The following is a 21,755-nucleotide window of genomic DNA, read 5'->3' as shown; positions in this document are numbered from 1 at the left end:
CCCCGCCCCGGGACACCCGGGGCGGGGACAGCCGTTTCCGTCCCCCGGGGCCCCGCCGCGGGCCGCCCCGGGCCCGCGTACCCGTCCCGGCCGGGGCGCCCGGCTCCGTTCCCGCGCCTTCGAACCCGTGTGTCGCATGCGATCGCCGGGGCGAGCGAGGATGCTGGAGCGGTGATGTACGAGACGGACTTCTGGCAGCTGATCGACGAGACCCGCGAGGCCGCCGACGGGGATCCGGACGAGCAGGCGGACACGCTGGTGGACCGGCTGGCCCAGCTCACCCCGGACGACGTCGTCGACTTCGCCCGGCTCTTCGAGGCGCGCTTCCAGCGCGCCTTCACCACCGACCTGTGGGGCGCCGCGCACCTGCTGCTCGGCGGCGCCTCCGAGGAGGACTTCGACTTCTTCCGGTGCTGGCTGATCGGGCAGGGCCGCGAGGTGTACGAGGGGGCCGTGCACCATCCCGACGAGCTGGCCGAGCTGGTGCCCGACTTCGACGAGGAGGAGGACGGCGACGCCGAGGACCTCGGCTACGCCGCCGACGAGGCGCACGAGCAGCTCACCGGCCTGCCGCTGCCCGAGCTCGGGCTGGAGCAGCCCGCCGAGCCGGAGGGTGCGCCGTTCGACTTCGAGGACGCCGACCTGATGGCCAAGCGCTATCCCCGGCTGTGGGAGCGCTTCGGCGGGTGACCGGGCGCCCGGCCCGGCGGGAGTGGACCGGGCGGTTCCTCCGGTAGTGGTCTGGAGCGGAACCTGACACGTTCGCAGACTGGTGGCATATCCGTTCGAGGTCCGTGCATCGGTGCGCGGACCCAGGAGTGCCGAGGCGGGGGACGCTGTGACGGGGTTGCGCACCACCGCCGGGGGCGGACGGGAACGTCCGCCCTCGGTGATCGTCGGCTACGGCCATGCCGGACGGGACCTGCACCACCAGGCGCTGCGCTCGCTGTACGGGGCGGACTTCCAGGTGCTCGCGGTCGACCCGGGCCTGGCCGAGGCACCGCCCGGTACCCGGCTGCTGCCCTCGCTGCGCGCCGCCGCCGAGGCCGGCCCGGTGGCGGAGACCGTGTTCCACGTGGCGACCCCGCCCGGTGAGCACCTCGGATGCGTGGAGGAGCTGGTGGCGCTCGGCGCCCGCCGGATCATCCTGGAGAAGCCGATCGCCCCGACGTCGGCGGAGAGCCGCAAGCTCTGCGAGCTGGCCGGGCAGGCCACCATCCTCCCGGTCAGCGTCTGGCCGAACAGCAAGGTGACCGAGCGGGTCCGGGAGATCGTCGCGAGCGGCGAGATCGGCGAGCCGGTCGCGCTCTACATGGAGCAGAGCAAGCCGCGCTTCGGCCGCACCGGCTCCTCCGACTCGCACCGGACGGCGTTCCAGGTCGAGCTGCCGCACCAGGTGCTGCTCGCCCTGCACCTGGCCGGCGAGGACGCCCGGATCCTGTCCTCGCCGAGCTGGCCGATGCCGCTGCCGGACCGCTCGGTGCCCGCGATGGGGGGCGCCCTGCTGCGCCTGGAGCACGCCGGCGGCATCGTCAGCACCCTGCTGAGCGACCTCACCTCGCCCTCGCGCCGCCGCCACCTGCGGGTGACCGGCACCCGCGGCGAGGTGCTCGCCGACTTCCCGGTCAGCACGGACGACGCGTTCGGGCAGGTCCGGGTCTCCGGGCGGCCCGGCCGCGCGGTGATCGAGGACGCCCCGCTCACCGCCTTCGTCGCCGGCGCGTACCAGCACTTCACCGCGGGCGGGCCGCTGCCGCCCGCCGACCTGCGGCTGCACCACCGCAGCATCGAGCTGCTCGAAGAGGCGCACGCGCGGTCCGTCCCCACCGAGCTGGAGGAGCTGGCGTCATGGTGAGGATCGCGATCGTGGAGCCGCGGTCGGCCGGCCACCGGCTGATCGACCGGGCCGCCGAGCTCGGCCACGAGGTCGTCGTGGTGAGCGCCGGGCACGGCGAGCGCCGGGTGCCGGACGTCCACCTGGCGCACGCCGCGCTGGTGGAGACCGTGGACACCAACGACGACGCGGCGACGCTGGCCCGGCTGCACGCCCTGCACGCCGCCGCGCCGCTGGCGGCCGTGGTGCCCGGCTTCGAGCACTACGTGCCGCTGGCCGCCGCCGCGGCGGCCGCGCTGGCCCTGCCCGGGCTGAGCGCCGGGACGGCCGTGGCGCTGCGGCACAAGCACGTGATGCGCGAGGTGCTGCGGGCGCACGGGATCGACCAGCCGGCCCATGTGCTGGTCGAGGACGAGGCCCTGCTGGACGCCGCGCTCGCCGCCGTGGGCCTGCCGTGCGTGGTCAAGCCGGTCGACCAGTCCGGCAGCCTGAACGTCTGCAAGGCCGCCACCCCGGCCGAGGCCCGGGCCGCGTTCCGGCGGATCCGGGACTACGGCGCCGGCTACCTGGACCGGGCCGGGCTGCCGCTCGTGCTGGTCGAGGAGTACGTGGACGGGCCGGAGTTCAGCGTGGAGGGCTACGCCGAGGGGGGCCGGGCGACGGTGCTCGGCGTCACCGAGAAGCAGCTCGGGCCGGAGCCCTGGTTCGTCGAGGTCGGACACCTGCTGCCGGCCCGGCTGGACGCCGCCGCCACCGCGGCCGTCGAGCGGTACACCCGCCGGGTGGTGGAGGCGCTCGGGCTCGAACTGGGCCCGTTCCACGCCGAGCTGCGGATGTCCGCCCGGGGCCCGCTGCTGATGGAGGTGGCCGCCCGGCTGCCCGGCGACCGCATCCCCGACCTGCTGCGGCTGGCCACCGGCACCGACCTGTACGAGATCGCGCTCCGCTGCCACCTGGGCCTGCCGGCCGCGCCGCGGCCGCCGTCCGGCGGCACGGGCCACGCCGGGATCCGCTTCCTGCTGAGGCCCGACCTCGACCGCTACCGGGCGATGGTGGTCGACCCGGGGCTGCGCGCCGACCCGCGGATCCGCGAGATCGGCGCACTGGTCGAACCCGGCGCACCGATCCCGCCGGGGGGCAGTTCGTCCAGCCGGCTCGGCTACGTGCTGGCCGCCGGCCCCGGCCCGGACGACACGGCGCAGGCCCTGGACGCCGCCGAGCGCGGCGTGTGCTTCACGCCGCCGCAGACCACCCTTGCACCCGCACCCCGAACGGAGCACTTCATGGGACGGCACGTCCTGATCCTCAACCGCTGGAACAACCGGTTCGCCGAGTACCACCGCTACCTGGACCACCGGGCCGACCGGGTCGCCTACCTGACCACCGAGGCCGGGCGCGGCCCGCTGGACGCCTCGCTGGCCGAGGAGATCCGGGTGGTCGCGGACCTCTCCGACCGGGCCGAGGTGACCGCGGCCGCCGCCGAACTGGCCGCGGCGCACGGGCCGTTCACGCACGTGCTGGCGCTCTCCGAGTTCGACCTGGAGCTCGGCGCCGAGCTGCGGGAGGCGCTCGGGGTGCCCGGCAAGGGGGTCGCGGAGGTCCGGCTGGTGCGCGACAAGGTGGTGATGAAGGCCGCGGTGGCCGCCGCCGGGCTGCGGGTCCCGGCCAACCGGCCGGTGGCGGACGCGGACGGCGTCCGGGCCTTCGCCGCCGAGCACGGGTTCCCGTTCGTCCTGAAGCCGCGGGCCGGCGCCGACAGCCAGGGCGTGCACGTGGTGGAGGACGCCGCGCGGCTGGCCGCCGTACTGGAGCGGGCAGCCGACGCCGGAACGGATCTGACGGACCATCAGTGCGAGGAGTTCATCGACGGCACGCTGTACCAGGTGGACGGCGTGGTCAGCGGCGGCGAGCTGCGGACCGTCCGCAGCTGGCGCTGCCTGGGCTCCTGCCTGGACTTCGCGGTCGGCTCGCCGTTCGGCTCGGTGGCCAACGACGACCCGGCGTTCGAGGCCCGGGTGGTGGAGTTCACCCGGGGCGTGCTCGCGGCACTGCAGCTCACCGACGACGTCTTCCACCTGGAGGTCTTCCGTACCGCGGGCACGGACGAGCTGGTGTTCCTGGAGATCGGCGCCCGGGCCGGGGGCGGCCAGGTCCGCTTCGTCTGGGAGGAGGTGTACGGCCTCGACCTGATCGAGGCGTCTGTCCACGTCCAGCTGGGCATCGGGCGGGAGTACCCGCGCGCCGACGTCGGCGGTGAGGTGGCCGGCTACCTGATGATGCCCGAGCCGCCGGTGCGGCCGGCCGTGGTGCACCGGGTGGCGCCGCTGACCGGTGCCGTCCCGGAGCTGTACGCCGAGGCGCTGCCCCCGGCCGGGACGGTGCTGGACGGCAACGGCGGCGCGGTGCACACCGCGGGGGCCTTCCGGTTCCGCGCCGCGACGTCGGCGCAGGTGCAGGCGGCGATCGAGACCGCCGTGAAGCTGTACGAGATCGACTGGTCCCCCGCCGGGGCGCCCGGTGTCTGAGCCACGTGACGCGGCCGCCGGGACGCTGTGGCGGCACGCGGACTTCCTGCGGCTGTGGGCCGGTCAGACGGTGGCCCTGTTCGGCGCCCAGGTGACGCTGCTGGCCCTGCCGCTGACGGCCATGCAGGAACTGAACGCCGCTCCCGGCCAGCTGGGCCTGCTCAACGCGCTGGAGTACCTGCCGGTGGCCTGTGTGACGCTGCTGGCCGGCGTGCTAGCCGACCGGCTGCGGCGCCGTCCGCTGCTCGTCACGGCGAACATCGGCCGCGCCCTGGTGCTGGCCCTCGTCCCGGCCTTCGCCTGGGCCGGGCACCTGTCGATGGGCCTGCTGTACACGGTGGCCTTCGTGACCGGCCTGTTCACCGCCCAGTTCGACGTCGCCTACCAGGCGTTCCTGCCCTCGCTGATCGACCGGCGGCTGCTGGTCGAGGGCAACAGCAAGCTGCAGTCCAGCCAGTCGGTGGCGCAGACCGCCGGGCAGGGCCTGAGCGGGGTGCTGATCCAGCTGCTGACCGCGCCGGTCGCGGTGGTGGTCAACTCCGCCGGCTACCTGGTGTCGGTGGTGTCGCTGCTGTCGATCCGGACGCCGGAGCCGGTGCGCAGCACGCCGCGGCGCAGTGTCCGGGCCGAGATCGCGGAGGGGTTCCGGGTGACGCTCCAGCACCCCGTGCTGCGGGTGGTGATGATCGAGTCGGCCTGGTTCAACCTGCTGTGGGACGTGGTGCTGGTGGTGGTGCCGATCTTCGGCGTCCGTTCGCTGCACCTCGGCGCCGCGGGGCTGGGCCTGGTGATCGCGGCGGGCAGCATCGGGGCGTTCGCCGGCTCGCTGGTGGCGCGCCGCCTGGGCACCCGGGCCGGCACCGGCCGGGCGATGGCCGCCGGGATGCTGCTGGCCTGCACGGCGCTGCTGCTGCTCCCGGCCGCGGGCGGGCCGACCCCGCTGGCGGTGGCGGTGCTGACCGCCGGCTACGTGCTGAACGGCTTCGGGATGACGGTCTTCAACGTGCACTCGGTGGCGCTGCGGCAGGCGCTGGTGGCGACCGAGCTGACCGGGCGGGTGAGCGCGACCTTCCGGTTCGCGGCGTTCGCGGTGATCCCGGTGGGCGGCTTCGCCGGCGGGCAGCTGGCCGGCCTGCTCGGACCGCGGACGGCGCTGCTGATCGCGGTGGTCGGGCTGGTGCTGGGCGCGCTGGCGTTCTACGCCTCGCCGGTGGTGCGCCGGGCCGGGGCGCCGCAGGCCGCGAAGGAGGCGGAGCCGGAGCTCGTCGCGGCCGGGTGATCCGGGCCGGCCCGGCGCCCCGGCCCGGGGCGTCAGGCCGCCGGCTGCGGGGCGGGCCGGGCGCCGACGCCGTACAGCACGGCCGCGCCGACCATGACCGCCCCGGCCAGGGCGCTGGGCTCCAGCCGGCCGGTGCCGAGCACCGGGCCGAGCAGCACCGCGGTGAGCGGGACGACCCCGGCGAACAGCCCGGCCCGGTCGACGCCGAGCAGTCCGATGCCGCGGTACCAGAGGAAGAAGGCCAGGGCGGTGACCACCAGGGTCAGGTAGGCCAGGGCCAGGAACTCCCCGGCGGTCGGCAGGCGCAGGGCGGCGCCGCCCTCGGCCGCGGCCGCGGCCACGCCGAGCAGCGGGGCCGCCGCCAGGCAGGCCAGCCCGGACAGCCGGCGCGGGCCGAGCACGGGCAGCAGTGCCACGGCGAGCAGCGAGAAGCAGCACTCGCAGGCCAGCGCGCCGAGCGCCCACAGCAGGCCGGCGCCGGAGCCGCCGCCGAAGGCCTGGATGACGCAGACGCCGGCGGTGGTGACCAGGGCGCAGACCGCGACCCGGGCGGACGGCCGGCGGGCGGCACCGATCGGGCCGGCGACGGCGAGCACCACCGGGGCGGCGCCGACCACCGCGCCGACCGTGGAGGGGTCGGCGTGCTGGACGGCCTTGAGCAGGCAGACGTTGAACCCGGCCATACCGGTGGCGGCGAGGACGAGGATTCTGGTCCACTGGGCGGGCGTCGGCCGGGCGGCCCGCGCGGCGGTGCGGCGGTGCACGAGCAGGAGGATCAGGCCGGCCACCAGGTAGCGCCAGGCCTGTCCGGCGAGCAGCGGGTAGCCGGTGAGCACGGGGCTGACCGCCGCCGAGCTCCCGACGGCCACCATGGCCGCACCGGCGCAGAGGCTTCCGCGTAGCGTGTTTGCGTCAATCGGCATACGGAAGAACGTAGGGCACGTCCGCGGCCGACGAGCCGGGCCACTTCAGGTCCGGTTCACCGAACCAATTGCCCCGGTGGGGCCGAAGGGCCCCGCGGGGCGCCGTACGAGTGGGGAGACACCAGCAACGTGTTCGTCAAGATCTGCGGTCTGAGCACCGCCCCGGACGTCGCCGCGGCCGTCGCGGCGGGTGCGGACGCGGTGGGCTTCGTGCTCACCGAGAGCCCCCGGCAGATCGCGCCCGAGGCGGTGCGGGAGCTGGTGGCCGGGGTGCCGGCGGGCGTCCTCACGGTGGCCGTCTTCCGGGACGAGCCGACCGAGGAGGTGCGCCGGGCGGCGCTGGCCTCCGGGGTGGGCGCGGTGCAGCTGCACGGACATCACCCGGCCGCGGCCTTCGCCGCCTTGACGGACCTGGGGCTGACCCTCGTCCGGGCCACCACGGCGGCCTCCGCGGCCGGCGCGGCGGTCGGCGACTTCGGCGAGGAGCTGCTGATCCTGGACTCGCCCAGCCCGGGCTCCGGGGAGCCGTGGAACTGGTCGGACCTCGGGGCGAGCCGGCCGAGCGGGTCGTGGATGCTGGCAGGCGGGCTGAACCCGGAGAACGTGGCCGAGGCGGTGGCGCAGGCCCGCCCGTGGGGCGTGGACGTCTCCAGCGGGGTGGAGGTCCGCCGCGGGGTGAAGAGCCCGGAGCTGATCGCGGAGTTCGTCCGGCGGGCGAAGGCGGCCGGCTGAGCGGCGAGCGGCCCCGCAGGGGCGGTGGACACGGCGCGGGGCGCGCTGCTCGTCGACGGCGTCCCGGATCGCGTACATCGACTCGGAGATGCCGGCGAGCGGCAGGGTGGAGTAGCCGACCACCAGGGCGGCCGGGCGGGAGCCCTGGCCGAAGCGGTAGCGGCGGCCGCCGTGCACCAGGACGGATCTGGACAGGGCCGCCGTCACGAGCGCCGACTCGTCGATGTCCGGCGGGAGTTCGAGGTAGGCGTGCAGGCCTGCCGAGGAGCCGACGATGCGCCCGAACGGCAGGTGGAGCTCGACGGCCTGGGTGAAGGCCTCCCGGCGGGAGCGGTAGCGGGAGCGGACCCGGCGCAGGTGGCGGTCGAGCATGCCGCTGGTGATGAGTTCGGCGAAGGCGCGCTGGGTGATGCCGTCCGAGCCGAGGTCGTGGCGGGCCCGGATCCGGCCGATCATGGCGGCCAGGTGCGGCGGGATGACCATCCAGCCGAGCCGCAGGCCCGGCACCAGGGCCTTGCTGGCGGTGCCGGCGTAGACGACGTGGTCGGGTGCCATGGACTGGAGCGCCGAGGGGCGGCTGCGGCGGTCGAACCAGAACTCGCCGTCGTAGTCGTCCTCGATGATCAGGCCGTCGGTCTCCTTGGCCCACCGGACGAGGTCGCGGCGGCGCTGGGCGGACATGGTGACGCCGGTCGGGAACTGGTGGGCCGGGGTCACCAGGACGGCCCGGGCTCCGGTGGAGGCGAGGTAGCCGACGTCCACGCCCTCGGCGTCCACCGGGACGGGCACGGTGTGCATGCCGCTCTCGTCGATGTAGCGGCGCTGGCCGCTGTGGCCCGGGTCCTCGATCGCCAGGGTGCGCACGCCGAGCCGGGGCAGTGCCTCGCAGAGCAGCGAGAGCCCCTGCGCGAAGCCGGCGGTGACCATCACCGTCTCGGTGCTGCCGCGGACCCCGCGGACCCGGCCGAGGTATCCGGCGAGTGCCTCGCGCAGCGAGGTGAGGCCGGCCACCGGCGGATAGTCGAGTTCGTCGCGGCCGGCCGCGGCGAGGACGGTGCGATAACACGCCAGCCACTCGATCCGCGGAAAGTTGGTGACATTCGCCCGGCCGGTCCGAAGATCCCAGGCCACGGGTAACGCCGGTTCGCTCTCCACCAGCGGCGCGGTATTCGTTGATATTTCACCGTACGGCCGTTCGGCCACCCGGGTGCCCGACCCCTGCAGGCACGTGAGATATCCCTCGGCCGTCAGCTGCTCGTACGCCTCCACCGCAACGCTCCGCGAAATGCCCAGGTCACTGGCGAGCTGACGGGTCGACGGAAGACGTGTACCGGGGTGCAGGATCCGCTCGGCGATGCGGCATTTGATGGCTTCCTGGATCTGCTTTGTCAGTGAATCACTGGATTCACGATCCACCTCGATCGAGATGTGCCAGGTCATCCGAGCCCTCCCCAAGAGCCGTGGCCAGCAAGCCCCACCATCTCTCCACATTAGATAGCGAGACCTCGCGAAAATTCAAATCCCCACGGGGGGTGGAACATTCGCCCGATCCCGCCGATCCGGGCCCAAATCGGGGCCCGCCGGACACCCCCGCCCGCGGTGGTCCGCTGGTCCGTTCCGGGAGCGCCCGAGTGGTCTGGGTGTGCGTCAACTCCAGCTGGTCGACTGAGGACACCGCACACCGAGCCGCTAGCAGGACTGAGGGAACGAAGACATGACGAGCTTGTCCGGTCACGCTCTCGCCGTCGCGAGGACGGACGTGGCAACGGCACAGGAACCGACCAGGAGCCCCGCCGAGGGCTTCACCGCACAGGTCGCCGACCGCACCCTGAGGATCGGGATCGTCGGACTCGGCTACACCGGGCTCCCGCTGGCCCTGGGGTTCGCCACCGCCGGCTTCGGCGTCGTGGGCGTCGACCTCGACCGCGCCAAGGTGGCGTCGGTGAACCGGTCCGAGTCCTACCTCCCGGATCTCACCGACATCGAACTCCAGGATGTCGCCGATAAGTTGACGGCCGTGTCCGACCCGGCCGCACTGCACGACGCGGACGCCCTGGTGCTCTGCGTCCCCACTCCGGTGACCCCCGAGCAGACCGCCGACCTGGCCTTCGTGGACGCCGCCGTCGAGAGCGTGCTGCCGCATCTGCGCCCCGGCACCCTGGTGGTGCTGCAGTCCACGGTGCCCGCCGGCACCACCGCGGGCATCGCCCGCACCATCGAGGAGCGCACCGGCCTGGTGCCGGGCGAGGACGTCTACCTGGCGATGGCCCCGGAGCGGGTCGACCCGGCCAACACCAACGGCTGGACGCTGCTCAACACCCCGAAGCTGGTCGGCGGCGTCGGCCCGGAGTCCACCCGGCGGGCGCAGCTGCTGTTCGAGCAGATCTGCCGCACGGTGGTGCCGGTCTCCGACCCGGCCGTGGCCGAGCTGTCGAAGGTGTACGAGAACACCTTCCGGCTGGTCAACATCGCGCTGTCGCTGGAGCTCTCGGACCTCTGCCGCTCGCTCGGCCTGCCGGTGCGCGAGGTCGTCGACGCCGCCGCCACCAAGCCGTTCGGCTTCCTGGCCCACTACCCGGGCCCCGGAGTGGGCGGCGAGTGCATCCCGGTGGACCCGCTCTTCCTCAGCGAGCGCGCCCGGCGCGAGGGCGTCGCCCTGAACCTGGTGGACACCGCCCACCGGCGGGTCTCCGAGCGGCCGCGCCAGGTGGTCGACCGGGTGGCCGGCCTGCTCGCCGAGCGCGGCATACCCGCGGCCGGCGCCAAGGTGCTGCTGGTGGGCGTGAGTTACAAGCCCGGCGTGGCCGACCTGCGCAACGCCCCGGCACTGGACGTGGTGCGCGGGCTGCGCGGGCTGGGCGCCGAGGTCTCGTACTACGACCCGATGGTCCCCGAGCTGGAGGTCGACGGGACGGCCGTCCCCTCGGCGGTCTGGGGCGGCGGCACGCTGGCCGCCGCGGACTGCACCGTGCTGGTCACCCCGCACGGGCGGCTCGCCTCCGACCCGGCCTGGGCGTCCGCCCCGCTGGTGCTGGACACCCGCAACGAGCTGGCCCCGGCCGGCAACGTCGAGGTGCTCTGATGGCGCCGGCCGCCGTGCTCGGCGCCTCGACCCGGCAGCTGGTCCGGGGCCGGGCGCTGGACGCGGACACCGCCTTCGAGGCGGTCACCGCCCTGCTCGCCGAGGACGCCGACCAGCTGGACTCGGCCGCCTTCCTGACCGCGATGTCCGCCAAGCGCGCCTCGGCCACCGAGCTGGCCGCCACCGTCCGGGTGATCCTGGCGGCGGCCCGCCCGGTGCCGTGGGACGGCCCGGCCGTCGACGTGGTCGGCAGCGGCGGCGACGGCAGCGACTCGGTGAACGTCTCCACCGTGGCGGGCCTGCTCGCCGCGGCCGCCGGGGCGACCGTCGCCAAGGCGGGCAACCGGGCGGCGACCAGCCGCTGCGGCAGCGCCGACGTGCTGGAGGCGCTGGGCGTGCCGATCGAGCCGGTCGACCTGGTGCCGGCGCTGCTGGCCGAGCACCGGTTCGCGTTCCTCTTCTCGCCGGCCGTGCACCCGCTGATCGGCCGGCTCGCCCCGGTGCGCCGGCGGCTGGGCTTCCGCACCCTGTTCAACCTGGCCGGCCCGCTGGCCAACCCGGTGCGGCTGACCGGCCGGCTGATCGGCGCCGCGGACCCGCACGACCAGGACGTGATGGCCGAGGCCGCCGCCGAGCTGGGCCTGCGGCACACCTGGATCGTGCACGGCCACGGCGGCCTCGACGAGCTGACCACGTCCGGCCCGAACCGGGTGCTGACCGTGGACGGCGGCCGGGTCGCCGAGAGCGTGCTCGACCCGGCCGGCCTGGGCCTGGCCGCCGCGGGAGCGGACGAGCTGCGCGGCGGCGACGCCCTGGCCAACGCGGACGCCGCCCGCGCCGTCCTGGCCGGCACCGCCCCGGCGGCGGTGGCCGACACCTGCCTGCTCAACGCCGCCGCCGTGCTGCACCTCGCCGGCCTGGCCGACGACCTGCCGGCCGGCCTGGGGCTGGCCCGCGCCGCGGTCGCCTCGGGCGCCGCCCGCGACCTGGTCGAGGCCCTCGCGGCCACCCCCACCCCGATCTGACGGACCACCGCAACCGAAGGAGAGCCACCACCGTGCACCTCGACGAGATCGTCGCGCGCAAGCGCGAGGACTGGAGCCGGATCACCGGCGTCCCGTCCGTGGGCGACGGACGCCCCGCCCCCGCCGTGCCCGGCACGTTCGCGGCCGCGCTGCGCGGCCCCGAGGTGTCGGTGATCGCGGAGGTCAAGCCGATGTCGCCGTCCAAGGGCCGGCTGCTGCCGCCCGAGCGGGCGGCCGGGCAGGCCCGTACGTACGCCGCGGCCGGCGCCTCGGCCGTCTCGGTGCTGGCCGACGAGCCGTTCTTCGGCGGGTCGCCGGAGCTGGTGGCGGAGATCGCGGCGGATGCGCAGGTGACCGTGCCGGTGCTGTACAAGGACTTCCTGGTGGACGTCCGGCAGGTCGAACTGGCCCACCGCACCGGGGCCGACGCGGTGCTGCTGATCGTCCGCGCGGTCGACGACGCGCTGCTGAAGGACCTGCTGCAGACCGCGGCCGGGCTCGGCCTGGACGCCCTGGTGGAGACCTTCACCGCGGCGGAGATCGAGCGGGCGCTGACCGCCGGCGCGCAGATCGTCGGCATCAACAACCGGGACCTGCAGACCTTCGCGGTGGACCTGGAGAACTCCGCACGGCTGCGGGCCGGCATCCCGGCCGGGGTGCTGACGGTCAGCGAGAGCGGCATCGGCGGCCGGGCCGACCTGGAGCGGGTGGCCGGGCACGGCTTCGACGCCGCGCTGATCGGCGAGAACCTGCTCGGCGCCGCCGACACCGCACAGGCCCTGCGCGACCTGCTGGGCGTCCGGGTCGGGGAGGCGGCGGCATGAGCGGGAGGTTCGGCGACTACGGCGGGCAGTTCGTCGCGGAGACCCTGGTGGGTCCGCTCGAGGAGCTGTGGGACACCTACCTGGCGGCCCGGCAGGACCCGCTCTTCGAGGCGGAGCTGGAGAGCCTGCTGGCCACCTTCGTGGGCCGGCCGACGCCGCTCACCCGGCTGCGCCGGCTCGGCACCGAGCACGGGGTGACCGTCTGGCTCAAGCGCGAGGACCTGACGCACACCGGCGCCCACAAGATCAACAACGCCATCGGGCAGGCCCTGCTGGCGCACCGCCTCGGCAAGCGGCGGATCATCGCCGAGACCGGGGCCGGCCAGCACGGCGTCGCGGTGGCCGCCGCCTGCGCGTACCTCGGCCTGGACGCCACCATCTACATGGGCCGGGTGGACGCCGCCCGCCAGCAGCCCAACCTCCAGCGGATGGAGCTGCTGGGCGCCGAGGTCCGGCTGGTCGACCTGGGCACCGCGACCCTCAAGGACGCGGTCAACGAGGCGATCCGGGACTGGATCACCCACCCCGACGACACCCACTACCTGCTGGGCTCGGTGGTCGGCCCGCACCCCTTCCCGAGCATCGTCCGCGACTTCCAGTCGGTGATCGGCCGGGAGGCCCGCGAGCAGTTCCTGGACGTGGCCGGGCAGCTGCCGGACGCGGTGATCGCGTGCGTCGGCGGCGGCTCCAACTCGATCGGCGTCTTCAGCGGCTTCCTCGACGACGACGTCCGGCTGTTCGGCGTCCAGGCGGCCGGCGACGGCAGCGGCCGGCTCGGCCACCACGCCGCGCCGCTGCTGTACGGCGAGCCGGGCGTGCTCCAGGGCATGCGGACGTACCTGCTCCAGGACGACGACGGCCAGGTGCTGCTGACCCACAGCATCGCGCCCGGCCTCGACTACCCCGGGGCCGGCCCCGAGCACAGCCACCTGAAGGACAGCGGCCGGGTCGAGTACCTCACCGCCTCCGACGAGGAGGCGCTGGAGGCCTTCCAGCTGCTGGCCCGGGCCGAGGGCATCGTGCCCGCCCTGGAGTCCTCGCACGCGGTCGCCGCCGCGCTGCGCCTGGCCCCGTCCTTCCCGCGCGGCAGCCAGCTCCTGGTGAACCTCTCGGGCCGCGGCGACAAGGACCTCACCTCGGCCATGGCGGCCATCGAAGAGCGGAAGGAGTACAGCGGTGGAGCGGCTTGAGAAGACCTTCGCCCGGCTCGCCGAGCGCGGCGAGACCGCGCTGGTGGCCTACCTGACGGGCGGTTACCCGAGCCTCGCCGAGACCGGGCCGCTGATCGAGGCGGTCTGCTCGGCCGGGGCCGACGTCATCGAGCTCGGGGTCGCGTTCTCCGACCCGCTCGGCGACGGCCCGGTCATCCAGTCCACCACCCAGGCGGCGCTGGACGGCGGTGCGACCGCCGCCGCCGTGCTGGACATCGTGGCCGGCGCCCGGGAGAACGGCGTGCAGACCCCGATCATGCTGATGGGGTACTGCAACCCGTTCCTGCGCTACGGCCTGGAGCAGCTGTACGCCGATGCGAAGGCGGCCGGCGCGGACGGCTTCATCGTGCCGGACCTGCCGGCCCACGAGGCCGACGAGTGGCTCTCCGCCGCCGCCACCCACGAGATGGCGCAGGTGTTCTTCTCCGCCCCGGGCAGCAGCGAGGAGCGGCTGCGGGCCACCGCGGCGCGCTCCCGCGGCTTCCTGTACTCGCTGGCCGCCAACGGTGTCACCGGTGTCCGCGACCGGCTCGACCCGGGCCTGGACGGCTACCTGGAGCGGGTCCGCGCCGCGGCCGGCACCCTGCCGGTCTGCGTCGGGTTCGGCATCTCCCGCCCGGAGCACGTGACGGCGCTGCGCGGCAAGGCGGCGGGCGTCATCGTCGGCAGCGCCCTGCTGCAGGCGATCGGCGCCGAGCAGACCCCCTCGGCCCGCATCCTGGCCGCCTCCCGGCTGGTCGGCGACCTCAAGGAGGCCTGCCGATGAGCGCCGCCGACGGGCCGATCCCGTTCTTCACCGGCGCCGCCTCGATCCGCGCCGCCTGGCCCCGGCTGGAGGAGCGGCTGCGCACGGTCGCCGCGAGCGGCCGGTTCACCTACGGCCCGCTCGGCCGGGAGCTGGAGCAGGCCGTCGCCGAGCGCACCGGTGCCCGGCACGCGGTGGCCGTCGGCAACGGCACCGACGCCCTGGTGATCCTGCTGCGCGCGGCCGGCATCGGCCCGGGCGACGAGGTGATCGTCCCGGCGTACACGTTCTTCGCCACCGCCTCCGCGGTGCTGCACGTCGGCGCCGACCCGGTGCTGGTGGACATCCTGCCCGGCTCGTACGCGATGGACCCTGCGGCAGCCCGGGCCGCGATCACCGAGCGGACCAGGGCGATCATGCCGGTCCACCTGTTCGCGCAGATGGCCGACATGCGGACGCTGCGCGACCTGGCGGACGAGCACGGCCTGCTGCTGCTGGAGGACAGCGCCGAGGGCATCGACATGGTGATGGGCGGCACGCACGCCGGCCTGTGGGGCGCGGGCGGGGTCCTCTCGTTCTTCCCCACCAAGACGCTGGGCTCGCTCGGCGACGCCGGCATGGTCCTCACCGACGACGACGCGATCGCCGCCGCCGCCCGGCGGCTGCGCAGCCACGGCCAGGAGGTCGACGGCTCCTACGAGTACGTCGAGGTGGGCTACAACAGCCGGCTGGACGAGGTCCAGTCCGCGGTGCTGCTCACCCGGCTGGAGACGCTCGGCGCCGAGATCGAGCGGCGCGCCGAGATCGCCGCCCGGTACGACCGGCAGCTGGCCGCGCTGGCGCCGGCGGTGCGCACCCCGTGGTTCCCGCCGACCGCGGAGCCGGGCAACCCGGTCTTCTACGTCTACCTGATCGAGAGCGAGCGCCGGGACGATCTGGTGGAGTACCTGACGGCGCACGGCGTCGGCACCGAGGTCTACTACCCCCGGGCGCTCACCGAACAGCCCGCCCTCGCCGACCTGCCGGGCTCCCGGCACCCGGTGCCGGTCGCCGTCGCGGCCAGCCGCCGCGCGGTGGGCCTGCCGCTCTACCCGGACCTGACGGACGAGCAGGTCGACCGGGTCTGCGAGCTGATCGCCCGGTTCCACAAGGAGACCACGTGACCACGACGCTTCGCCCCGTCCCGTACTTCGACTGGGACAACCGCTACCCGGACTGGACCGAGCAGTTGGTGGCGGCCGTCCGCGAGGTCGCGGAGTCGGACGAGTTCATCCTCAAGTCCCGGGTGGCCGCACTGGAGGCGGCCGTCGCCGACCGCACCGGCGCCCGGCACGCGATCGCGGTGGCCAGCGGCACCGGGGCGCTGACCGTCATCCTCGCCGCGCTCGGCCTCGGCGAGGGCGACGAGGTGGTCACCCCCGCCTTCTCGTTCATCTCCACCGCCAGCACGGTCGCCCTGCGCGGCGCCCGCCCGGTGTTCGCGGACGTCGACTACGACACCGCGTGCCTGGACCCGGCGGCCGCCGAGCGGGCGGTCACCCGGCACACCCGGGCCGTGCTGCCGGCCTACCTGTTCACCACGCACCCGGACATGGCCGCGCTGGCCGCGCTGGCCGACCGGCACGGCATCGCCCTCGTCGAGGACAGCGCCGTCGCCCTGGGCGCGACCGTCGACGGGCGCCCCGCCGGGCGGTTCGGCCGCGCCGGGGTGTACTCGTTCTTCCCGGCCAAGCCGATCGGCGGCGCCGGCGACGCCGGCATGATCGTCACCGACGACGACGAACTGGCCCGCGACATGCGGATGCTGCGCAACCACGGCCAGGACCTCGGGGTGCGGTTCCTGCACCACACGGTCGGCTTCAACTCTCGGATGGACGAGATCACCGCCGCCTTCCTGCTGCAGCGGCTGCCCCGGCTGGACGACTTCCTGACCGCCCGGCGGCGGATCGCCGAGGAGTACCAGGAGCGGCTCGCCCACCTCGCTCCGGACCTGCTCACCCCGCCCGACGGCTACCAGGACCGCGCCGTCTACACCTACGTGGTGCGGGCGCAGCGGCGCGACGAGCTCAAGGAGTTCCTGGCCGGCGAGGGCATCGAGACGGTCGTCTACTACCCGAGGCCGCTCCACCTGCAGCCGGCCTTCGCCCACCTCGGGCACCGGGAGGGCGACTTCCCGGTGGCCGAGCGGCTCTGCCGCGAGGCGCTCGCGCTGCCGCTCCACCCGGACATGCGGCCGGGCGACGTGGCCCGGGTCGCCGACGCCGTCGAGCGCTTCTACCGGGGGGCGCGGTGAGCTGGCGGGAGCGGACCTGCGGGATCGGCGACGAGGCGGCCCCCGGGCTGGCCGAGCAGATCGCGATCCACACCGACCTGGGGATCGGCTCCATCGAGCTGCGCACCGTCGACGGGCTCGGCCTGCACCAGCTGGACGGTGCGGCGCTGGCGGCCGCGGCGGACGCCCTGGACACGGCCGGCCTGGCGGTGCCCGTGCTGGACACCCCGATCGGCAACTGGGCCACCACGGTCGGCACCGACCTGGATGCCGAACTCGCCGTGCTCGCCGCCTCGGCGCGCGCCGCGCACGTGCTGGGCGCCACCGGGCTGCGGGTGATGTCCTACCCGAACGACGGCCGCCCCGAGCCGGAGTGGGCCGCGGAGTCGATCCGCCGGCTGACCGTGCTGGCCCGCGAGGCGGAGCGGCTCGGCACCGTGCTGCTGCACGAGAACTGCCAGGGCTGGGCCGGCCAGGGGCCGGAGCAGACGCTCCGGCTGCTGGCCGAGGTCGACAGCCCGGCGCTGCGGCTGGTCTTCGACCTCGGCAACGGCCTGGCGTACGGCTACGAGGCCGTCGACTTCCTGGAGCGGGTGCTGCCCTGGGTGGACCACGTGCACGTCAAGGACGGTGTGCGCACCGCGGACGGCGCGGTGTTCACCGAGCCGGGCAGCGGCGAGGTCGGCGTCGCCGACTGCGTCGCGCTGCTGGAGGACTTCGGCTACCGCGGGCGGTACAGCCTGGAGCCGCACGTGGCGCACATCCCGCACCTGGCGGCGACCGCCGGGGCCGAGGAGCTGGCGGCCGGCTACCGGGCCTGCGCCGGGGGCTTCCGGGAGATCTGGGAGGCCGGCCGTGGCTGAGCGCGGCGCCGAGGCGTTCGGCCCGGGCGAACTGGAGTGGCTGCTCGACCTGATGGCCGTCCCCTCGGTCTCGCCGTTCGAGGGCGGCAAGGCGGAGCGGACGGCCGACGCCCAGCGGGTGTTCCTGGACGGCGCGCTGCACCGGGGCTTCACCGAGGTGCTGCACGCCGCGCCGCCGCCCGCCGTGGTGGAGCGCGACGACGTCCCGGCGCCGGTGCGCGACGCGGTCAGCGCCGACCCCGGCCTGCTCGCCACCCAGCCGAGCGCGGTGGTGCGGATGGGCTCCCCGGCCGGGCCGGAGCGCCGCCTGGTCGTCAACTTCCACGTGGACACGGTCGGTCCGCACGTCGACCCGCGGATCGCCGACGGGATCCTGTACGGTCGCGGCGCGGTCGACGACAAGGGCCCGGGCATCGCGGCGGCCGCCGGGATCGCCGCGGCCTTCGCCGAGCATCCCGGCCTCGCGGACTCCGTCGAGGTCCTGCTCGCCTCCGTCCCGGGCGAGGAGGGCGGCGCGATGGGCACCTTCGGCACCCGGTGGCTGGTCGAACAGGGCCTCACCGGGCGGCTGATGCTGTTCGCCGAGCCGACCGGCGGACGGGTGATGGACGCCTGCACCGCCGCGATGACCCCACGGATCACGGTGGCCGGCGCGGACACCACCGACGACCACCCGGCGGCCGGGCACAACGCGACCGTCGCGCTCGGCTTCCTGGCGGACTTCCTGGCCCGGCGGCTCGGCCCCGGGGTGCACGCGCTCGGCGCCAAGCTGTGCATCGCGGGCCTGCACACCGGCCGGTCCCACAACCGGGTGTACGGCACCGGCGAGCTGCGGATGAACATCGCCTACCAGAACGCCGGGCAGGCGGAGCGGGTGGAGCGCGAGCTCACCGCCCTGCTGCCGCAGGCCCGGGAGGAGTTCGCCGCCGCCCACGACGGGAACCCGCTGACCGCCCGGCTGGTGGCCGAGTGGGACGAGGTGGTCCGCTTCGACTGGCTCAAGCGCGGCCTGCCCGTCCTGGACAACCGGGACCCGGCGATGGAGGGCCTGCTGGCCGCCGCCGGCCTCCCGCGGCACGACGCGCTGGCCGACGGCTCGGCGTTCACCTGCGACGCGATCTGGGCCGGCGGCCCCGGCCGGTACGTCGCGGTCTGCGGGCCCGGCGGCCTGGACACGCACGGCGCCCACACCCCGGACGAGTTCGTCGAGATCGATCGACTCGTCCGCTACGCACGGCAGATCAAGGAACTCGTGGTGCGCTTCGGCACCCGCACGGCAGCACTGGAGGAAGCCCGATGACCGTCCGGATCCCGCTGGAGACCCTGCGCGCGTTCGCCCGCGAGGCGCTGCGCCGCTCCGGCCTGAGTGAGGAGCACGCCGCCACCGCCGCCGAGGTGGTGGTCTACGCCGACGAGCACGGCTTCACCACGCACGGCACCAACGCGCTCGCCGGCATCTACTCCCCGCGCCTGCTGGACGGCCGGATCAACGCGGGCGCCGTGCCGCGCACCGTCACCGAGACCGCGTCGGCCGCACTGCTCGACGGCGACGGCGGCCTCGGCCTGGTCACCACCACGCTGGCCACCGACCTCGCGGTGGCCAAGGCCCGGCAGACCGGCATCGCCATGGTCGCGGTCCGCAACAGCAGCCACTTCGGCAGCGCCGGCTACTACGCGCACCGCGCCAGCGAGGCCGGCCTGATCGCCTTCGCCATGACCAACTGCGGTGCGCAGGGCGTCGCCCCGCCGCTCGGCGGGCTGACCCGGATGCTCGGCACCAACCCGCTCGCGGTGGCCGCCCCGGCGCCCGGCGGCGCCCCGTTCGTGCTGGACATGAGCGCGACCACGGTCGCCACCGGCAAGATCCGGGCCGCCCAGCGCGAGGGCCGCCAGGTGCCCGAGGGCTGGCTGACCGCCCCCGACGGCAGCCCGGTCACCGACCCGGACGCGTACTTCGAGGGCAAGGCGGACGTCACCTGGCTGGGCGGCTCGGCGGCCACCGGCGGCGCCAAGGGCTACGGCCTGGCGATCCTGGTCGACCTGCTCTGCGGGCCGCTGGCGGGCGCCTCCTGGGGCCCGACGCCGGACCTGCTGGAGAACGGCGAGGAGCGGCCGGACACCGACATCGGCCACACCGTGATCGCCATCGACCCGGCCGCGTTCGGCGCCGCCGAGTCCTTCGGCCGGGGCGCCCGCGAGCTGCTGGACACGGTCAGCGCCTGCCCGCCCGCGGTGCCCGGCGGCCGGGTCACCTACCCGGGTGCGCCGGAGGCGGCCCGGGCCGCGGAGTCCCGCCGGGACGGCGTGGCGCTGCCGGACCACGTCGCCGCGCAGCTCGCCGCGATGGCCGAGCGGCTGGAGCTGGAGCTGCCCGCCGCCCTCGGCGCCGCGGAGGCCGTGCGATGAGGATCGGCGTCATCGGCCTCGGCGTCATCGCGCCGTACTTCCTGCGGGCGATCGAGCAGGACGAGGAGCTGAAGCTCACCGCGGTCTGCGACCTCGACCGGGGCAAGCTGGACGCGGTGCCGGGCGAGGTCGCCCGGTTCACCGACCACCGCGAGCTGCTCGCCTCGGGCCTGGTGGACGGCGTGGTCGTCACACTCCCCAACCACCTGCACGCGCCGGTGGTGACCGAGGCGCTCACCGCCGGCGTGCACGTCTGCTGCGAGAAGCCGCTCACCGTCGCCGGCGCGGACGCCCGCGAGCTGGCGGCCGTCTCGCAGCGCACCGGCAGCACCCTGTTCACCGCCTTCCACCGCCGCTACAACAGCCATGTGCAGGCCCTGGCCGCGGAGCTGCCCGACCGGGCGGAGATCGTCCGGGTGGTCGCCCGCTACCACGAGCGGATCGAGGAGCACACCGGCGACGACCACTGGTACCTGGACCGGGACCGCTGCGGCGGCGGCTGCGTGATCGACAACGGCCCCAACGCGCTGGACGCGGTGCGCCAGGTGGTCGGGGAGCTGACGCTGACCGACGCCACCATCGGCGACGTCCGCGGCGGGGTGGAGTTCTACGCCGAGTTGGCGCTGCGCACCGCGGACGGCATCCCGGTCGAGGTGCAGCTCGACTGGGCGCTGCCCACCGGCGAGACCAAGGACATCACCGTCCACCTGCGGGACGGGGGCACCCTGCACGCCGACATGCTGGCCGGCTACGAGGGCTTCAAGTCCTCGCTGGACCACGAGTACCTCGGCATCATGGCCGACTTCCGCACGGCGGTCGCCGCCGGCGCCGGACGGACGGACGACGGCCCGGTGGTGGTCGACCTGGTCGAGGAGGCGTACCGGATCGCCCGGAGCAAGGAGCGGCGGCTGCGGATGTCCGCCAAGGACCCGGTCGAGGCGTCCCTGGTGAAGCTGCTGTTCCACTGGCAGACCGACCGCGGCATGGCGCTCTCGCCGTGGGACACCCGCTGCGTACGGGCCGGCGACGTGCACGAGCTGGTCACCACCACCGACCGGCCGCAGGCGGAGGGCGACCGGGTGGACGCGGTCGGCTTCCTCGGCTTCGCCGAGTTCCACGGCGCCACGGTGCTCGGAAAGGGCGATCAACTGTGGCTGGGTGAGAGGCTGGTGGGTGTGGTGGCCGGCTTCGACGAGTGCCATGCGCCGAACCACTACAACGTCCTGATCCACACCGACCGGCTGCTCACCGCCGAGGACCTCGACCTGCGGGCGGGCGACCGGATCGTCTTCAAGGAGCACGCATGACGGAGACCACCACCACCCCGGCCCCGATCACCGTGGACGCCGCGGCCGCCGACGCCTTCCCCGGCGTGGAGGTGCTCGCCACCGTCGCGGACGTCCGCGCCGAGGGCCTGGCCGACGCGGCGGAGAAGCTCTGGCTGGACCAGCACCCGGTGTGGCAGGGCCACTCACGGTCCGAGATCCGCAACCACCCGCGGGTGGCGGCCTACCGGGAGCTGTCGAAGCTGATCGGCACCGACCCCGACCGCCAGCCGCCGTCCATCCAGGCGCTGATCGACCGGGGCCTGCGCGGCAAGCCGGCCGGCTCCTGGCCGCGGATCAACCCGGTGGTCGACGCGGTGAACGCGGTCGCGGTCGCCGACCTGGCCGCGCTCGGGGTGTTCGACGCCGACAAGGTGACCGGGCCGGTGCGGCTGACCGTCAGCCGCGGCGGCGAGTCCTTCCTGGCGCTGGGCGCCGACCACTCCGCCGAGCTCGACGCGGGCCGGCTGGTGCTCGCCGACGACGCCCGGGTGCTGTCGCTCTTCGCCCACCGCGACGGCGTGCACCAGTCGGTGACCGCCGCCAGCACCCGGGTGGTGCTGCTCGGCTGCGTGGTGCCCGGGATCGACCGCGCGTCGGTGGCGGACGCGCTGGTGCGGGCCGCGGCCCTGGTGTCCGGACGCGGCTGAGCGGCGGGTCCTGCGGGGGGTGCGGCGCCGTGCCGCACCCCCCGCGGCGCGGGCGGCCG

18 protein-coding genes and 1 pseudogene are annotated in these 21,755 nt (G+C 75.0%); 17 read left to right on the top strand and 2 right to left on the bottom strand.

What is annotated here, in order from left to right:
• The first annotated feature begins 174 nt into the window (after positions 1–174).
• The 4 genes from ACFV0G_RS13765 (at position 175) to ACFV0G_RS13750 (ending at position 5,638) form a co-directional block, all read left to right on the top strand.
• Positions 175–690 carry a DUF4240 domain-containing protein gene (locus tag ACFV0G_RS13765; RefSeq protein WP_380546163.1) on the top strand — a complete coding sequence of 172 codons (516 nt, stop codon included), beginning with the start codon at positions 175–177 and terminating at the stop codon, positions 688–690.
• 148 nt (positions 691–838) lie between these two features.
• Positions 839–1,855 (top strand): Gfo/Idh/MocA family protein, encoded by a 1,017-nt coding sequence (locus ACFV0G_RS13760; protein WP_380546159.1) that lies wholly within the window; start codon positions 839–841, stop codon positions 1,853–1,855.
• A complete protein-coding gene (locus ACFV0G_RS13755) occupies positions 1,849–4,359 on the top strand; it encodes an ATP-grasp domain-containing protein (RefSeq protein WP_380546157.1) in 2,511 nt (836 codons plus the stop codon). Before ACFV0G_RS13760 ends, ACFV0G_RS13755 begins: the two co-directional genes overlap by 7 nt.
• A complete protein-coding gene (locus ACFV0G_RS13750) occupies positions 4,352–5,638 on the top strand; it encodes an MFS transporter (protein WP_380546155.1) in 1,287 nt (428 codons plus the stop codon). The genes ACFV0G_RS13755 and ACFV0G_RS13750 overlap by 8 nt, the downstream gene beginning before the upstream one ends.
• A 32-nt stretch (positions 5,639–5,670) precedes the next feature.
• On the opposite strand, the gene ACFV0G_RS13745 is transcribed toward ACFV0G_RS13750, so the two are convergent.
• A complete protein-coding gene (locus tag ACFV0G_RS13745) occupies positions 5,671–6,561 on the bottom strand; it encodes a DMT family transporter (RefSeq protein WP_380546153.1) in 891 nt (296 codons plus the stop codon).
• 129 nt (positions 6,562–6,690) lie between these two features.
• On the opposite strand from ACFV0G_RS13745, the gene ACFV0G_RS13740 reads away from it, so the two are divergent.
• Entirely contained in the window at positions 6,691–7,293 is a 603-nt protein-coding gene (locus ACFV0G_RS13740) for a phosphoribosylanthranilate isomerase (RefSeq protein ID WP_380546161.1), read from the top strand.
• 168 nt (positions 7,294–7,461) lie between these two features.
• Here ACFV0G_RS13740 and ACFV0G_RS13735 read toward each other — a convergent pair.
• Positions 7,462–8,733: pseudogene (locus ACFV0G_RS13735) on the bottom strand (PLP-dependent aminotransferase family protein); the annotation flags it as partial.
• A gap of 319 nt (positions 8,734–9,052) precedes the next feature.
• On the opposite strand from ACFV0G_RS13735, the gene ACFV0G_RS13730 reads away from it, so the two are divergent.
• From ACFV0G_RS13730 to ACFV0G_RS13675, 12 genes are read left to right on the top strand one after another with little or no spacing between them, the layout of a single operon-like run.
• A complete protein-coding gene (locus tag ACFV0G_RS13730) occupies positions 9,053–10,375 on the top strand; it encodes a nucleotide sugar dehydrogenase (protein WP_380546151.1) in 1,323 nt (440 codons plus the stop codon).
• A complete protein-coding gene (gene trpD / locus ACFV0G_RS13725; RefSeq protein WP_380546149.1) occupies positions 10,375–11,400 on the top strand; it encodes an anthranilate phosphoribosyltransferase in 1,026 nt (341 codons plus the stop codon). The genes ACFV0G_RS13730 and trpD overlap by 1 nt, the downstream gene beginning before the upstream one ends.
• A 32-nt stretch (positions 11,401–11,432) precedes the next feature.
• The gene (locus ACFV0G_RS13720; protein ID WP_380546147.1) at positions 11,433–12,224 is read left to right on the top strand and encodes an indole-3-glycerol phosphate synthase TrpC; all 792 of its coding nucleotides are present in this window, start codon (positions 11,433–11,435) and stop codon (positions 12,222–12,224) included.
• Complete coding sequence (trpB, locus tag ACFV0G_RS13715; RefSeq protein ID WP_380546145.1) at positions 12,221–13,414, top strand: tryptophan synthase subunit beta; 1,194 nt, start codon at positions 12,221–12,223, stop codon at positions 13,412–13,414. The genes ACFV0G_RS13720 and trpB overlap by 4 nt, the downstream gene beginning before the upstream one ends.
• Positions 13,401–14,201, top strand: coding sequence for a tryptophan synthase subunit alpha (trpA, locus tag ACFV0G_RS13710; RefSeq protein WP_380546143.1), 801 nt, complete (start codon positions 13,401–13,403; stop codon positions 14,199–14,201). The genes trpB and trpA overlap by 14 nt, the downstream gene beginning before the upstream one ends.
• A complete protein-coding gene (locus tag ACFV0G_RS13705) occupies positions 14,198–15,343 on the top strand; it encodes a DegT/DnrJ/EryC1/StrS family aminotransferase (RefSeq protein WP_380546141.1) in 1,146 nt (381 codons plus the stop codon). Before trpA ends, ACFV0G_RS13705 begins: the two co-directional genes overlap by 4 nt.
• Positions 15,340–16,473, top strand: coding sequence for a DegT/DnrJ/EryC1/StrS family aminotransferase (locus ACFV0G_RS13700; protein WP_380546139.1), 1,134 nt, complete (start codon positions 15,340–15,342; stop codon positions 16,471–16,473). Before ACFV0G_RS13705 ends, ACFV0G_RS13700 begins: the two co-directional genes overlap by 4 nt.
• Positions 16,470–17,315 (top strand): sugar phosphate isomerase/epimerase family protein, encoded by an 846-nt coding sequence (locus ACFV0G_RS13695; RefSeq protein ID WP_380546137.1) that lies wholly within the window; start codon positions 16,470–16,472, stop codon positions 17,313–17,315. The genes ACFV0G_RS13700 and ACFV0G_RS13695 overlap by 4 nt, the downstream gene beginning before the upstream one ends.
• Positions 17,308–18,615, top strand: coding sequence for a M20/M25/M40 family metallo-hydrolase (locus ACFV0G_RS13690; protein WP_380546135.1), 1,308 nt, complete (start codon positions 17,308–17,310; stop codon positions 18,613–18,615). The genes ACFV0G_RS13695 and ACFV0G_RS13690 overlap by 8 nt, the downstream gene beginning before the upstream one ends.
• Positions 18,612–19,721: an Ldh family oxidoreductase gene (locus ACFV0G_RS13685; protein WP_380546133.1), complete on the top strand. Its 1,110-nt coding sequence runs from the start codon at positions 18,612–18,614 to the stop codon at positions 19,719–19,721. The genes ACFV0G_RS13690 and ACFV0G_RS13685 overlap by 4 nt, the downstream gene beginning before the upstream one ends.
• Positions 19,718–21,028: a Gfo/Idh/MocA family protein gene (locus ACFV0G_RS13680; protein ID WP_380546131.1), complete on the top strand. Its 1,311-nt coding sequence runs from the start codon at positions 19,718–19,720 to the stop codon at positions 21,026–21,028. The genes ACFV0G_RS13685 and ACFV0G_RS13680 overlap by 4 nt, the downstream gene beginning before the upstream one ends.
• Complete coding sequence (locus ACFV0G_RS13675) at positions 21,025–21,696, top strand: phenylalanine--tRNA ligase beta subunit-related protein (protein WP_380546129.1); 672 nt, start codon at positions 21,025–21,027, stop codon at positions 21,694–21,696. Before ACFV0G_RS13680 ends, ACFV0G_RS13675 begins: the two co-directional genes overlap by 4 nt.
• Positions 21,697–21,755 lie beyond the last annotated feature (59 nt).

Origin of the sequence: Kitasatospora sp. NPDC059571 (genome assembly GCF_042735675.1) — a bacterium.
Taxonomy (GTDB): domain Bacteria; phylum Actinomycetota; class Actinomycetes; order Streptomycetales; family Streptomycetaceae; genus Kitasatospora.
This window is presented reverse-complemented; position numbering and strand designations above follow the sequence as displayed.

Excerpts from the sequence above, each read along its gene's own strand:
- ACFV0G_RS13765 (WP_380546163.1), top strand. The coding sequence starts at position 175 with ATGTACGAGACGGACTTCTGGCAGCTGATCGACGAGACCCGCGAGGCC.
- ACFV0G_RS13755 (WP_380546157.1), top strand. The coding sequence starts at position 1,849 with ATGGTGAGGATCGCGATCGTGGAGCCGCGGTCGGCCGGCCACCGGCTG.
- ACFV0G_RS13745 (WP_380546153.1), bottom strand. The coding sequence starts at position 6,561 with ATGCCGATTGACGCAAACACGCTACGCGGAAGCCTCTGCGCCGGTGCG.
- trpD (WP_380546149.1), top strand. The coding sequence starts at position 10,375 with ATGGCGCCGGCCGCCGTGCTCGGCGCCTCGACCCGGCAGCTGGTCCGG.
- trpB (WP_380546145.1), top strand. The coding sequence starts at position 12,221 with ATGAGCGGGAGGTTCGGCGACTACGGCGGGCAGTTCGTCGCGGAGACC.
- ACFV0G_RS13705 (WP_380546141.1), top strand. The coding sequence starts at position 14,198 with ATGAGCGCCGCCGACGGGCCGATCCCGTTCTTCACCGGCGCCGCCTCG.
- ACFV0G_RS13685 (WP_380546133.1), top strand. The coding sequence starts at position 18,612 with ATGACCGTCCGGATCCCGCTGGAGACCCTGCGCGCGTTCGCCCGCGAG.
- ACFV0G_RS13680 (WP_380546131.1), top strand. The coding sequence starts at position 19,718 with ATGAGGATCGGCGTCATCGGCCTCGGCGTCATCGCGCCGTACTTCCTG.
- ACFV0G_RS13675 (WP_380546129.1), top strand. The coding sequence starts at position 21,025 with ATGACGGAGACCACCACCACCCCGGCCCCGATCACCGTGGACGCCGCG.